Origin of the sequence: Cylindrospermum sp. FACHB-282, from assembly GCF_014697195.1 — a bacterium.
Classification (GTDB): Bacteria; Cyanobacteriota; Cyanobacteriia; order Cyanobacteriales; family Nostocaceae; genus Cylindrospermum.
The window spans coordinates 106735-118267 of record NZ_JACJRJ010000010.1; the positions used below are offsets into that span (position 1 = coordinate 106735).

Here is an 11533-nt window from a genome sequence, read left to right on the forward strand (position 1 = left end):
ATCTCAATTATGGGATTTGGCATTTTTAATTTGTGATTCTCCCCCTCCTTCCTGTCCCTTTGAAATTCAATCATGGCGATCGTTAATTTTGAGAATAAAGCTCTAACAGTTAATCCGCTGAAGCAAAGCCAAGCCTTGGGAGCATCTTTAGCTTTTTTGGGATTGAAGGGGACAATACCTTTATTTCACGGTTCCCAAGGGTGTACTGCTTTTGCCAAAGTTGTGTTAGTGCGGCATTTCCGGGAAGCGATTCCCCTAGCTACCACAGCGATGACAGAAGTAACCACCATTTTGGGTGGTGAAGAAAATGTCGAACAGGCAATTCTCACCTTAGTAGAAAAGGTGAAACCAGAAATTATTGGTTTGTGTACCACTGGGTTAACAGAAACCAGAGGAGATGATATTGAAGGTTTCTTAAAAGAAATTCGCTCACGTCATCCTGAACTAAATGATTTAGCGGTAATTTTCGCCCCAACCCCAGATTTTAAAGGTGCTTTGCAAGATGGCTTTGCTGTTGCTGTAGAAAGCATAGTCAAAGAAATTCCCCGACTAGGTGCAATTAAACCAGAGCAAGTAACGATTTTGGCGGGTTCTAGTTTTACACCGGGGGATGTGCAAGAAATTAGAGAGATTGTCACAGCTTTTGGACTAGAACCGATTTTTGTACCTGACTTGGGTGCTTCCCTAGATGGACATCTAGAAGATGGTTATAGTGCGGTGACAGTTAGCGGTACGACGCTAAAACAATTGCGTTCCTTGGGTAGTTCTGCTTTCACCATTGCTTTGGGTGAGAGTATGCGGGGTGCAGCCAAGATACTGCAAGAGCAGTTTGGCACAGCTTACGAAGTATTTAATGATTTGACCGGATTAGAGCCGGTGGACGAGTTCCTCCAAGCAATAGCAGTTCTCAGCGGTAACAGCGTTCCAGAGAAATACCGCCGTCAACGCCGTCAATTGCAAGATGCGATGTTGGACACGCACTTTTACTTTGGTGCTAAACGGGTATCCTTAGCTTTAGAACCAGATTTGCTGTGGTCAACGGTAGCCTTTTTGCAATCGATGGGAAGTCAAATTCATGCAGCGGTGACAACTACACGCTCACCATTGCTAGAAAAACTCCCAGTCAAAAGCGTGACCATTGGCGACTTAGAAGACTTTGAAGAATTGGCGGTAGGGTCTGATTTGCTGATTGGTAACTCTAATGTTAAGGCGATCGCCAAACGGCTCTCTATTCCTCTCTATCGTCTGGGGCTGCCTATTTATGACCGTTTAGGTAATGGTCAATTCACAAAGGTTGGCTATCGCGGCACGATGGAACTTTTGTTTGGCATCGGTAACCTATTTTTAGAGCAAGAAGAGTCATTAGTTATGAGTCACGCGTCATTAGTAAATAGCAAATGACCACGGATAAATGACCACGGATAAATGACAAATGACAACAGAAAAAGGACGAATTAAGATGAAAATTGCCTTCACCACCAGTGACCGAGTTCATATTAATGCTCACTTCGGCTGGGCAAAAGAAATTGATGTTTATGAAATCTCAGATAAGGGATATCAATTTCTCGAAACCCTGAAATTTGAAGGCGACCTGAAAGAAGACGGGAATGAAGACAAAATCACCCCCAAACTTGAGGCATTAGTTGACTGCACAATTGTTTATGTTACAGCAATTGGTGGCAGTGCAGCCGCTCGTTTAATCAAAAAGGGTGTGACCCCAGTCAAGGCCAAATCAGAAGAAGAAGAAATTGCTGAAGTACTAAATAAGTTAGTGCAAACTCTCAAAGGCAATCCTCCCCCTTGGCTGCGTAAAGCGTTACAGCCAAAAACCGCCACATTTCTCGATGAAGTTGAAGACGAAGCAACCGTATGACCTCAAATAATAGTGTACCCGGAACCACCACAATTGCCGAGTTAAACTCACCTTTTCTCAACACATTAGTCAAACAAATCCGTGGTCAAGATAGCTATGGATTTTATCGCACTTGGTCGAATGATTTGATTCTCAAACCCTTCATCATCACCAAACAAAAGAAACGGGAAATTTCTATTGAAGGTGAAGTTGATCCGGCAACTCAAGCACGAATCATGGCATTTTTTCGCACTGTAGCTGCTTGTATTGAACAAGAAACAGGTTTGATTTCTCAAGTTGTAGTTGATTTGAGCCATGAAGGATTTGGCTGGGCGCTGGTCTTTTCTGGTCGTCTGTTACTAACTGTAAAAACCTTGCGTGATGCTCATCGCTATGGCTTTGAATCCCTGGAAAAATTAGCAGAAGAGGGAGAAGCATTTGTCCAAAAAGGACTTGATTTAGCGAAGCGCTTTCCTGAAGTAGGCAACCTGTAACTAGTCATTGGTCATTGGTCAAACAGGTCATTAGTAAAAGACTTAAGGGTGACTAATGACTAATGATAAATAATCAAGGACAAATGACGAATGACAATTGAGGAACTCAAAGGGCAGATTAGGAAGCTAAATAGCAAAGCAGGTCAAATGAAGATGGATCTGCATGATTTAGCAGAAGGGCTGCCAGCAGATTACAAAACCCTGATGAATGTTGCGGCTGAAACTTTTGAAATCTACGACAAGTTAGACAAGCTCAAGCAACAGCTAAAAGAATTGGAGAATGGTAAATGAGCAGAACTATTGATGAATTCAAGAAACTCGTAGATGCAGAAGAATTTTTTAACTTTTTTAACCTGCCATACGACCATGAGGTTGTCCATGTAAATCGTTTACATATTTTAAAAAAGTTTTCTCAATACATCAAAGAGATTGATGATAATTCTACTGACTTGAGTCCAGAAGAAAAATTAAATCAATATTCTGCTGCTTTCCAAAAAGCATATCAGGTATTTCTTGTATCAACACCCCAAGAACAAAAGCTGTTCAAAGTGTTTAACGACAAGGCAAAAAATGTAGTCAAGCTGACAGAAATCACGTCTGATTAGGAGGTAAAAAGTGGTAAATCTGACGCCTACCGAATTAGATCGCTATCGTCGCCAAATGATGCTCCCTAATTTTGGTGAAGCAGCTCAGAAACGCCTGAAGTCAGCGACAGTTTTGGTTACAGGTGTGGGGGGATTAGGCGGTACGGCGGCGCTTTACCTAGCAGTAGCGGGTGTTGGGCGACTAATCCTAGTCCGGGGTGGTGACTTGCGGCGAGATGACATGAATCGTCAAGTTTTGATGACGGACGATTGGGTAGGAAAGCCAAGGGTATTCAAAGCCAAAGAAACTCTGGATGCGATTAATCCTGATGTTCAGGTGGAAGCGGTTCATGATTACGTCACCCCGGAAAATGTAGATGGGTTGGTGCAATCCGCTGATATGGCTATTGACTGCGCCCACAATTTTACAGAGCGCAATTTGTTAAATGAGGCTTGTGTGCGCTGGCGTAAGCCAATGGTAGAAGCCGCAATGGACGGGATGGAAGCTTACCTGACAACGATTATTCCCGGTGTAACTCCTTGTTTATCCTGTCTATTTCCAGAGAAGCCTGATTGGGATCGGCGCGGCTTTTCAGTTCTGGGGGCTGTTTCTGGGACACTAGCTTGTCTGGCGTCTTTGGAGGCGATAAAGCTGATTACCGGGTTTAGTCAGCCACTGTTGTCGCAACTGCTGACAATGGACTTAGTTCGGCTGGAATTTGCCAAGCGTCGTTCATATCGCGATCGCGCTTGTCCAGTATGCGGTAATACTGCCCCCTGGAGATACTCACACCCCCCATCTATTGAGTGTGAAGTCTAAAACGCCATTTCTCTTCACATAGCGTACATGAAATGATTCGTGGGTTTAAAGCTACATCACCCCGAAACAACCCACACCATAAATCACAACAACTAATCGCTACCAATCAGGAGATTTAATGACTATTACTTTAACTGAAAAAGCAGAATTTCGTCTGCGGGCATTTGTCCGGGGTTCCGCGCCCGAAACTAACGACGCAACTAAAGGTGTCCGCATCTGGGCAAAAGATGGTGGTTGCAATGGTTATGAGTATGGAATCGATATTACTAGCAAACCACAACCAGATGATTTAGCAATTCAACAAGGCAGTGTTTTGCTTTACATTGATGCCAAAAGTATGCCGTTATTAGACGGAATGGTCATCGATTTTGTTGAGGGAGTAATGGAAAGTGGCTTTAAGTTCACTAACCCCAATGCAACTGATACCTGCGGTTGTGGAAAATCCTTTAAAACAGGCGACTGCACACCCCCCGGTGTACCTTGCAGCTAATCCCATCTAGAGACTCCCCGTAGACGCACTCCGCCCAGTTTCTTGAAGAGTAGTAGTAAGTCATGGCGATATTGATTAATGAGCATAGTTCCTAGTAGCGCTACTCCACAAGAAGCCGCTACGCATCTACAACCAAAATAGTGATACTACGCACTCATGAAATCAATATTGACAGGCTTTGAAGTTGGGGATATTTAACAACTTCAAGAAAGAAATCTAATCCTATAACTTTTGAGGAGAATCGGAAAATGGCAAGCTATCAAGTTAGATTAATCAACAAAAAAGACAACCTCGACACCACAATTGAAGTTGACGAAGAAACAACTATCCTAGAAGCAGCAGAAGAAAACGGTATTGAGTTACCCTTCTCTTGTCACTCAGGTTCTTGCTCTAGCTGTGTTGGTAAAGTCACCGAAGGTGAAGTTGATCAATCTGACCAAATCTTCTTAGATGATGAGCAAATGGAAAAAGGATACGCTCTACTTTGCGTTACTTATCCCCGTTCTAATTGCACAATCAAAACACATCAAGAAGCTTATCTAGTATAAAGGATTGATTGGTTTACTTCTGTTGGTAAGCCTTGAAGTCATAGCTTAAAAAAAGGATGAAGGATATTTTGCATCCTTCATCCTTACCTTTAGAAACTACACTAAATGTATACCCCCTTTAGTATTATCGGCTGCTCATTAGAATTGCTGAAACCAGGAGAGCGAGGAATCGTCATTTTCTCTAAGTCTCAAGATGAAACAATCCGGAGAAAATTGATATTAATGGGGATAAGTTCAGGCACTAACATCACTTTAGAACAAGCCTTTCCCGCTGGTATTATTAAAAGAGACAACATATATTTGACAATAGATCGGGAAACTGCCCGTGCTATTTATGTCCGCATTATTAATTAATATTTGCTAATCAATAGCCTAGATTCAGAAAATTAAATGTAATCATTATTACTTATTCTATATTTTTTCTGTCTTGGAATCTTCATAAATGATTTATTATTCAAACTTTTGAAAGTGTTAATATATAACTAAGCTAAATTGTTGTCAGTCAACTTAGACTCCAGCAAAAAGCAATTACAGAATTATCTAATAAATTTTCACCTTAATTTTGGTTAAGCTTACTAATAGCTATAAAGTGTTAAGTAGGTTGGTAGTGAGGGCTGAAGCCCTGACTACGAGCAAATTTCAATATTTTTTACTTTGCTTAACATAGTTTGATTTCTTTTCGCCTACTTACTTAACCAGGCAATCAATGCTACTTAGAAGATTAATTTAATAATTAAAAACTTCAGTAATTAGTAGATTTTTTACCTTGCCATGAGTCTCTACTCAAAATTTTGTTGACTGGATAGGGAATAGTTAGAGGCTGAGGTAAATATAGCATTATTAATTAAATTTGTTGGTGTTTTTTTGCATCTCTAAATGGTTCGTAAGCTACCACAAATTTTTTACTATTCAAATATCATTTTTTAAGCATGGTGGGTAATATCCGCCATTACCTTTACCCATTCTTTGATGAGCAGAAATAGTTATGAGTCAACAAAGTAGACAAGACTTGAGTACAGTAACTAGCCAATGGCTAATAGCAAAAGGTTACAATGCTGAAGATTTAAATCAGCGTGGTGACAATGGCGATACAGCTTTGATGAAAGCTACCAGAGAAGGAGTTTACCCGGTTGTTAAAGAACTAATTGATGCAGGTGCGGATATCAACGCCAAAAATAACGATAATAATAATGCTTTGTGGTTTGCTTGTTTTGGCAATCACTATGATTTAATTAATTTTCTCATTGCTGCCAAAATTAACATTGACAACCAGAATGATAATGGGGCTACTGTTTTAATGTATGCAGCTTCAGCCGGAAAGACAGAAGTTGTCAAGTTGCTGCTAGAACATCATCCTAACATGAATTTGCGAAATTTAGACGATTATAAAGCTATTGATTTTGCTAGTAATATTGATGTTTTAAGGTTAATCAAGAATGCCACAAAGTAATATTTCCAGGGAAAACTATCATGAAAAGACTAAGCATTCTTACTTGTCTGTACAGATTGAGCCAAATTATGTAGATGCATCAACTCAACCATCGGCATTTAAAGTTTATCCCAAGTTTTATCGGAGATTTCAATTAAATATCGATAATCCAAATCATGCTTTTATCTGGTTAACTAGTGCGATTACCTTTGAGAAGCTGTATAAAGATGTCCCCTATAAACTGCGGGTAAATCCATCAGCCGGCGCTTTGTATCCGACAGAGGTTTATGTCCAGATTCGTGGTGTGGAGGGAATAATCGATGGTATCTACCATCTAGAAGTTGAAAATAATTGTCTAACTCTGATTTATGAATTAATTGATGATGGGTTAGAGAGTTATATTATACCGGGAAAGTGTATCAACGGATTCATTTTTTTAATTAGTTGTGTTTATTATAGGTCTAGCTGGAAATATCAAGACAGAAGCATGAGATATTGCTTTCTAGATAGCGGACATCATTTAGGTGCAATTGCTGCTTCAGCTTATCTTCACGAGAAAAACACCCAATTAATCTTTGATTTTGATAAACTCGGTCTAAATGCAGATTTAGGCTTTGAAAATAAAGAGTTTATTACTGGTTGTGTGATATCAGGGGAAGCGCAAGAAAAGAAAGTCAGACGCTTAAGGCTAAAAGTTCCTTTTGTCTCTGGAACTGATTATTTTGAACCTAATCAATTTATTGAAGATGCTTATCAAGCAACATCGGTACAACCTAGTAGCCAGCAAACACTAGAGTATCCTCAATTTGATTTGTGTCAAGATAAGTTTGTTGAAGCCGTTTGGAATAGACGTTCCATTAGACGGTTTCAAAAGTACTCTATTTCCGAGAAAGATTATTGCCAGATTTTTCAAGCCGTTCAGCAGCCGATACCGACAGAAAATTTTGAAGAAATAGAAATTTACTCGGTGGTGCATCGAGTAGAGGGGATGTCACCGGGATTATATAAAGGGACACATTTAATTAAAGCGGGTAATTTCAGCGAAAAGACGGGTTACTTGTGCATTAACCAAGCTATTGCTAGAGATGGCGCGGTAACTTTATTTTTTGTGTCCGATTATATAAATTATCAAACTGCTATGCAATTAGCCGGATTTTTAGGACAAAGAGTGTATCTATTTAGTAATTACTGGGGAATCGAGTGTAGTGGCATTGGCGCTTACTATGATGATGAAACTCAAGAGTTTCTCGGAACCAATAAGGCTGTACTTTATGCAATGACAATTGGAATATAACTAGGAACCTGAAGCGAGATGGCTAGAAAAAAATATTACTCAAATGGTGATGACTTCCATCCTATGCAACCGTCATCAGCAGATATTATACTGCGGCAGCAACTGGAGTATTCTATTAGTAAGTACTTTTATGAAGGATGCGATCGCACCATTCAAAATCTATTATCTAATTGTCGATGGTATGTCACAACCCGTGCGGGTGTGCTGACATTGGTAATTGAGTGTCCTGATCAAGTTACTAACTGGCGGATTTTGCAAAAAATTGTGCCTATGGGAACTATACTCAACGGCATTATTGATAGTGCTAAAATCCGCGTCTGTCCCCCAGAGGGTGAAGGATTACCCTTTGAAATGCGGGTAGATGAATTATCAGTTTACCGCGATTGGGCATAAGGCGATTTTGGATTTTAGATTTTGGATTTTGGATTGCTAATAAGTTCGGTTAATTCTGCAAAAACTAGATTGGCAGAATGTTGCACAGCAGGAGTTAACTCCAATCCAAAACCAAGATTTGCGGCTTCAATGAGGTAAACTGTCACCTCTTGAGGAAAATCATCCTGAAAGATTTTCCTACCAGCGGCTAGGGCATTATCCCAGCGGAAATCATGCAGGTTATAACTAGGTTCTGGCAGTGCTTCTAGTTCTTTACCTGGGACTTTAAATATAGCACCTGGTTCGGAACCTGTGGCACTAGCATCAATAATAATTAATGTTTGGCTGCCTCTGGCTTGAAACATCACTTCCATTCCAGCAGTGCCGCAGTCATAAACGCGCACGTTGGGGTGAGGATTTTGGGCGATAAATTGCTGTAGGCGTTGGGCAATTATCACGCCTACGGCATCATCATTACGGTTGAGATTACCACAGCCGATAATAGTTAGCATGGGATTTTTGTAAAGTTAAACTCTTAATATTTACGGAAGTTTTGTATGGCAGCATTCTGATTAACTTTATAGTTACTGTAGCAGTCCTAAATCCTTGACGAAATCTCTCTTTATTTTCTCTGCGTCTGGAGTGTTATTCCTATAAAATACTCTTCACAAATCATGCTAGTAGTTCGTGATACAGAGGCTAAAGGTAGAGGTGTATTTGCCCATAAGGATTTTGCTAAAGGAGAAGTTATTGAAAAAGCCTGTGTGATTGTTATCCCGAAAGAGCAAGTTAAGTTAATTACTCATACGGTTTTATTTAATTATTATTTTAATTGGCATGGAGAAAGTGGCGCTATAGCTTTAGGTTTGGCGTCACTTTTTAATCATTCTTATCATCCTAATGCGGTTTATGTGAAAAATTTTGCTAAAAGGTTGATTGAGGTGATTGCTTATCAGGATATAGCTGAAGGTGAGGAAGTTACTGTTAATTATAATGGCGTTGTGGATGATGTTACGCCTGTCTGGTTTGATGCGGTGGAATGAGTCTCACGCTTTCGTCGCAAAGACGCAAAGGAAGAGGAAGGAAGTAAAGTTAATTAAGCAGTGGCAAATTCAGTTAAAGGGCGTTCACTTGGAGGATGGAAAGCCAGCACAATATCACTTTGCGGAACTCCGGCTGCTAATAATTCGGTGGCTATGCCTTCTTCTGTCCAATCTTCTTCTATCCAAATTTTTTGGTTTTTAAGGCGAATGTGTACGGTAATGCCTTTAATTCGGTGTTTTTGTTGCCAGCCAAGCTGAAACCATAGATATTGATCGCGTTCATCATCCAGTGCTAAAAGGCTTTCTACTTCGTCATCAGGTGACGTATTACACAGGCGATCATATTCTAGAAGAATATTTTTAATGATGTTTCTGTAGTGACTTAATTTATCCATTGAAGTATTACCTCAGTTTCTACATCTACAACTATTAACAAGAGTTGATTTTGTTCAACTACTATTTTAATTGCTTTTAGCTGGAAAAAATTTTCATAAGTAGTTTGCTTGATTGCTAAATAAAGTTGATATTGCGGTTCGGTAATTTTAATCAGGTTACGATAAAGAATATATTGACCTAAAGCATTTTCAAAGTCATTTATTGGTGATTTTCCCAGAAAGCTTTTAATCTCAACAATAATTTTACTGCCGTTGCGTTCAGCTGCAAGTGTTTTCTCAGCAGCAAGATCGGCAAATAGCTTAGTCTCTTCATACTTGATGATGTAAGGATCATCTGTAATTGTCCAACCGTCCTTAATGATGGCCGTTTTTACAGCATTATGGTAGAAATCCCTAGCGGGCATAGAGTCACAGAATTATAGTAAGTATATTGTAGCAATGCCACAGTCAGATATTCACGCTTCTAGATGGGGATTTTGAGTGAGTCATGTAGGCGTTGGGGGATGATTCAACCTACGGTGTCACGATTGCAGTTGGGATTACCGTAGCTGATAATGGTGAGTATAGAATGATATTAACGATAAGCGTGTTAGACTACTCAAAGCAGTCGAATAAAAAAATAGTTAAGTGTTCCTACTTATTCTTAAAACAGAATGGCCAAGATTCTCAATCTAACAGGTCTATTTATTGGCTTTATTGGTGCTTTTCTTGCCTTCCTAGATAGTTGGCGTACAAGCTCACGTTTCACTGGGAGGGGTGTCAAACTTGGGTATGAACCAGAGTTGCAAACGTGGTTCTGGCGATCATGCGGAAATATTGGTTTCGCGCTCATTACGATCAGTTTTATAATCCAATTTATTGCCACCTGCATATAGACACTAGCATTCCAAAATAAACACTATAAATGTGTACAATAAGAATTGATGTGCAAGCTAAAGCCATAAATCATGCATCGCCGGATTAACATCACCTTGCCAGAAGAGACGATTAAACTAATTGATCAAGTTATCGAAAAAGGCGAATCTCCAGAGGAGACACTAGACGATGGCGCGGAAACGCCCGCTGAAAGTGTACGCAGTCGATTTATCAACGAAGCAGTACAATACTATATTAATGAGAAAGCCTTAGCCCACCTTAGAGAACAGTTGAAACAAGGCGCTATCCAACGTGCAGAACGTGATTTGGGGTTGGTTGAAGAGTGGTTTGATTTGGAAGAAGAAGCGTGTCAGATAAACGAAAAATAATTTACCCTAAACGTGGCGAAGTGTATTTGGTTAATTTCGATCCAACTGTTGGGGCAGAAATTAAAAAGACACGTCCAGCTTTAATCTTACAAAACGATGTTTCTAACCAGCACAGTCCTATAACTGTTGTCGCTGCTATCACCTCCCAGTTTACTGAACCTTTGTATCCCACAGAAGTGTTGATTAAAGTACCAGAAGGGGGTTTACAGATAGATTCGGTGGTACTCCTCAATCAAATTCGTTCAATTGACAGGCAAAGACTAATAAAACGTCTGGGAATTTTACCTCCAGCAATAATGGAACAGGTAGATAAAGCTATTCAGATAAGTCTTGGTTTGGTGAACCTTTGAGAAAGGTTGCAATTGTCAAATATACATCTCCCAAAGCCTCTAAAATAGCGTTCCCAGCCGGAGGCTAGGAACGAGGGAATTTAGAATTACAAATCTAGAAGGTTACGCCGTGTTTGGTGGCGATTTCTACTAGTTTTTCACACTGATGTTGTCCGGCTTTTGTTAATATCTCTTCGGCTTGTTCTGGTGTGCTACCGTCTTTGGGTATTAAGTATTTGACGTAAAGTGATACAAAATCAACTAGGGCTGCTACACCAGATAAATTGTGTTTGTCTGATTGTTGTCCGGCGATTACTGCTACTAAACCAGCTTTGATGGGGTCTGGTTTAACTTTCATGAATTGATCTATGAGTTTGGGGATGTATTCTCCTGGTGCTAAGTTATCTAATTTGGTTTTATCTGGTGTTAGTTTACATCCTGCGGCTGTTGCTTGCTCTAATACACACCATTCTGTAAATTCTTGTAGTGCTGCTTCGGGTAGGAGTGGGAGATGTTTGTGTAGTTCTAAATCAGACACTAGCTTACCTTATAAATGTTAGTTTTTTTGGAGCGCGTTAACAGCGTAGCTTACTGTTTATGTTGGTTTTGTGATGGAACTGACAGTTAAGAGAAACGAAC

19 protein-coding genes are annotated in these 11533 nt (G+C 39.9%); 15 read left to right on the plus strand and 4 right to left on the minus strand.

Annotated features, from left to right (window positions below; genetic code table 11):
• Positions 1 to 72 precede the first annotated feature (72 nt).
• The 12 genes from nifN to H6G32_RS07640 all read left to right on the plus strand — a co-directional run bounded on the left by nifN (position 73) and on the right by H6G32_RS07640 (position 7904).
• The gene (nifN, locus tag H6G32_RS07585) at positions 73 to 1401 is read left to right on the plus strand and encodes a nitrogenase iron-molybdenum cofactor biosynthesis protein NifN (RefSeq protein WP_190456690.1); all 1329 of its coding nucleotides are present in this window, start codon (positions 73 to 75) and stop codon (positions 1399 to 1401) included.
• Positions 1402 to 1459: 58 nt separating this feature from the next.
• The gene (gene nifX, locus H6G32_RS07590) at positions 1460 to 1873 is read left to right on the plus strand and encodes a nitrogen fixation protein NifX (RefSeq protein ID WP_190456789.1); all 414 of its coding nucleotides are present in this window, start codon (positions 1460 to 1462) and stop codon (positions 1871 to 1873) included.
• Positions 1870 to 2346, plus strand: a complete 477-nt coding sequence (locus H6G32_RS07595; RefSeq protein ID WP_190456692.1) for a NifX-associated nitrogen fixation protein — start codon at positions 1870 to 1872, stop codon at positions 2344 to 2346. Before nifX ends, H6G32_RS07595 begins: the two co-directional genes overlap by 4 nt.
• Positions 2347 to 2436: 90 nt before the next feature.
• Positions 2437 to 2637: a CCE_0567 family metalloprotein gene (locus tag H6G32_RS07600; RefSeq protein ID WP_190456694.1), complete on the plus strand. Its 201-nt coding sequence runs from the start codon at positions 2437 to 2439 to the stop codon at positions 2635 to 2637.
• Positions 2634 to 2951, plus strand: coding sequence for a nitrogenase-stabilizing/protective protein NifW (gene nifW, locus H6G32_RS07605; RefSeq protein WP_190456696.1), 318 nt, complete (start codon positions 2634 to 2636; stop codon positions 2949 to 2951). Before H6G32_RS07600 ends, nifW begins: the two co-directional genes overlap by 4 nt.
• 10 nt (positions 2952 to 2961) lie before the next feature.
• Positions 2962 to 3750: a HesA/MoeB/ThiF family protein gene (locus H6G32_RS07610; RefSeq protein ID WP_190456697.1), complete on the plus strand. Its 789-nt coding sequence runs from the start codon at positions 2962 to 2964 to the stop codon at positions 3748 to 3750.
• Between the two features lie 118 nt (positions 3751 to 3868).
• On the plus strand, positions 3869 to 4240 hold the full coding sequence (locus tag H6G32_RS07615; protein WP_190456709.1) for a HesB/IscA family protein: 372 nt from the start codon (positions 3869 to 3871) through the stop codon (positions 4238 to 4240).
• Between the two features lie 248 nt (positions 4241 to 4488).
• A complete protein-coding gene (locus H6G32_RS07620; protein WP_190456711.1) occupies positions 4489 to 4788 on the plus strand; it encodes a 2Fe-2S iron-sulfur cluster-binding protein in 300 nt (99 codons plus the stop codon).
• Positions 4789 to 4893: 105 nt separating this feature from the next.
• Entirely contained in the window at positions 4894 to 5142 is a 249-nt protein-coding gene (locus tag H6G32_RS07625; protein ID WP_190456713.1) for a FeoA family protein, read from the plus strand.
• A gap of 631 nt (positions 5143 to 5773) precedes the next feature.
• A complete protein-coding gene (locus tag H6G32_RS07630) occupies positions 5774 to 6238 on the plus strand; it encodes an ankyrin repeat domain-containing protein (RefSeq protein ID WP_190456715.1) in 465 nt (154 codons plus the stop codon).
• Positions 6225 to 7511, plus strand: a complete 1287-nt coding sequence (locus H6G32_RS07635) for a nitroreductase family protein (RefSeq protein ID WP_190456717.1) — start codon at positions 6225 to 6227, stop codon at positions 7509 to 7511. Before H6G32_RS07630 ends, H6G32_RS07635 begins: the two co-directional genes overlap by 14 nt.
• Before the next feature lie 18 nt (positions 7512 to 7529).
• Entirely contained in the window at positions 7530 to 7904 is a 375-nt protein-coding gene (locus tag H6G32_RS07640) for a hypothetical protein (RefSeq protein ID WP_190456719.1), read from the plus strand.
• A 14-nt stretch (positions 7905 to 7918) separates the two neighbouring features.
• On the opposite strand, the gene H6G32_RS07645 is transcribed toward H6G32_RS07640, so the two are convergent.
• On the minus strand, positions 7919 to 8395 hold the full coding sequence (locus H6G32_RS07645; RefSeq protein ID WP_190456722.1) for a hydrogenase maturation protease: 477 nt from the start codon (positions 8393 to 8395) through the stop codon (positions 7919 to 7921).
• 162 nt (positions 8396 to 8557) lie between these two features.
• Between H6G32_RS07645 and H6G32_RS07650 the strand changes: the two genes are divergently transcribed.
• The gene (locus H6G32_RS07650; protein WP_190456724.1) at positions 8558 to 8926 is read left to right on the plus strand and encodes an SET domain-containing protein; all 369 of its coding nucleotides are present in this window, start codon (positions 8558 to 8560) and stop codon (positions 8924 to 8926) included.
• A 53-nt stretch (positions 8927 to 8979) separates the two neighbouring features.
• On the opposite strand, the gene H6G32_RS07655 is transcribed toward H6G32_RS07650, so the two are convergent.
• Complete coding sequence (locus H6G32_RS07655; RefSeq protein ID WP_190456725.1) at positions 8980 to 9321, minus strand: XisI protein; 342 nt, start codon at positions 9319 to 9321, stop codon at positions 8980 to 8982.
• Positions 9309 to 9725 carry a XisH family protein gene (locus H6G32_RS07660; RefSeq protein WP_190456728.1) on the minus strand — a complete coding sequence of 139 codons (417 nt, stop codon included), beginning with the start codon at positions 9723 to 9725 and terminating at the stop codon, positions 9309 to 9311. Before H6G32_RS07660 ends, H6G32_RS07655 begins: the two co-directional genes overlap by 13 nt.
• 543 nt (positions 9726 to 10268) lie before the next feature.
• Here H6G32_RS07660 and H6G32_RS07665 point away from each other — a divergent pair.
• Together H6G32_RS07665 and H6G32_RS07670 are read left to right on the plus strand one after the other, a co-directional pair.
• Positions 10269 to 10565, plus strand: coding sequence for a hypothetical protein (locus H6G32_RS07665; protein WP_190456730.1), 297 nt, complete (start codon positions 10269 to 10271; stop codon positions 10563 to 10565).
• Positions 10544 to 10915: a type II toxin-antitoxin system PemK/MazF family toxin gene (locus H6G32_RS07670; protein ID WP_190456732.1), complete on the plus strand. Its 372-nt coding sequence runs from the start codon at positions 10544 to 10546 to the stop codon at positions 10913 to 10915. Before H6G32_RS07665 ends, H6G32_RS07670 begins: the two co-directional genes overlap by 22 nt.
• A gap of 94 nt (positions 10916 to 11009) precedes the next feature.
• Here the strand turns inward: H6G32_RS07670 and H6G32_RS07675 are convergent, their stop codons facing one another.
• A complete protein-coding gene (locus H6G32_RS07675) occupies positions 11010 to 11432 on the minus strand; it encodes a hypothetical protein (protein WP_190456734.1) in 423 nt (140 codons plus the stop codon).
• Between the last annotated feature and the right edge of the window lie 101 nt (positions 11433 to 11533).

Excerpts from the sequence above, each read along its gene's own strand:
- nifN (WP_190456690.1), top strand. The coding sequence starts at position 73 with ATGGCGATCGTTAATTTTGAGAATAAAGCTCTAACAGTTAATCCGCTG.
- nifX (WP_190456789.1), top strand. The coding sequence starts at position 1,460 with ATGAAAATTGCCTTCACCACCAGTGACCGAGTTCATATTAATGCTCAC.
- H6G32_RS07595 (WP_190456692.1), top strand. The coding sequence starts at position 1,870 with ATGACCTCAAATAATAGTGTACCCGGAACCACCACAATTGCCGAGTTA.
- H6G32_RS07600 (WP_190456694.1), top strand. The coding sequence starts at position 2,437 with ATGACAATTGAGGAACTCAAAGGGCAGATTAGGAAGCTAAATAGCAAA.
- nifW (WP_190456696.1), top strand. The coding sequence starts at position 2,634 with ATGAGCAGAACTATTGATGAATTCAAGAAACTCGTAGATGCAGAAGAA.
- H6G32_RS07615 (WP_190456709.1), top strand. The coding sequence starts at position 3,869 with ATGACTATTACTTTAACTGAAAAAGCAGAATTTCGTCTGCGGGCATTT.
- H6G32_RS07620 (WP_190456711.1), top strand. The coding sequence starts at position 4,489 with ATGGCAAGCTATCAAGTTAGATTAATCAACAAAAAAGACAACCTCGAC.
- H6G32_RS07625 (WP_190456713.1), top strand. The coding sequence starts at position 4,894 with ATGTATACCCCCTTTAGTATTATCGGCTGCTCATTAGAATTGCTGAAA.
- H6G32_RS07630 (WP_190456715.1), top strand. The coding sequence starts at position 5,774 with ATGAGTCAACAAAGTAGACAAGACTTGAGTACAGTAACTAGCCAATGG.
- H6G32_RS07635 (WP_190456717.1), top strand. The coding sequence starts at position 6,225 with ATGCCACAAAGTAATATTTCCAGGGAAAACTATCATGAAAAGACTAAG.
- H6G32_RS07640 (WP_190456719.1), top strand. The coding sequence starts at position 7,530 with ATGGCTAGAAAAAAATATTACTCAAATGGTGATGACTTCCATCCTATG.
- H6G32_RS07645 (WP_190456722.1), bottom strand. The coding sequence starts at position 8,395 with ATGCTAACTATTATCGGCTGTGGTAATCTCAACCGTAATGATGATGCC.
- H6G32_RS07650 (WP_190456724.1), top strand. The coding sequence starts at position 8,558 with ATGCTAGTAGTTCGTGATACAGAGGCTAAAGGTAGAGGTGTATTTGCC.
- H6G32_RS07655 (WP_190456725.1), bottom strand. The coding sequence starts at position 9,321 with ATGGATAAATTAAGTCACTACAGAAACATCATTAAAAATATTCTTCTA.
- H6G32_RS07660 (WP_190456728.1), bottom strand. The coding sequence starts at position 9,725 with ATGCCCGCTAGGGATTTCTACCATAATGCTGTAAAAACGGCCATCATT.
- H6G32_RS07665 (WP_190456730.1), top strand. The coding sequence starts at position 10,269 with ATGCATCGCCGGATTAACATCACCTTGCCAGAAGAGACGATTAAACTA.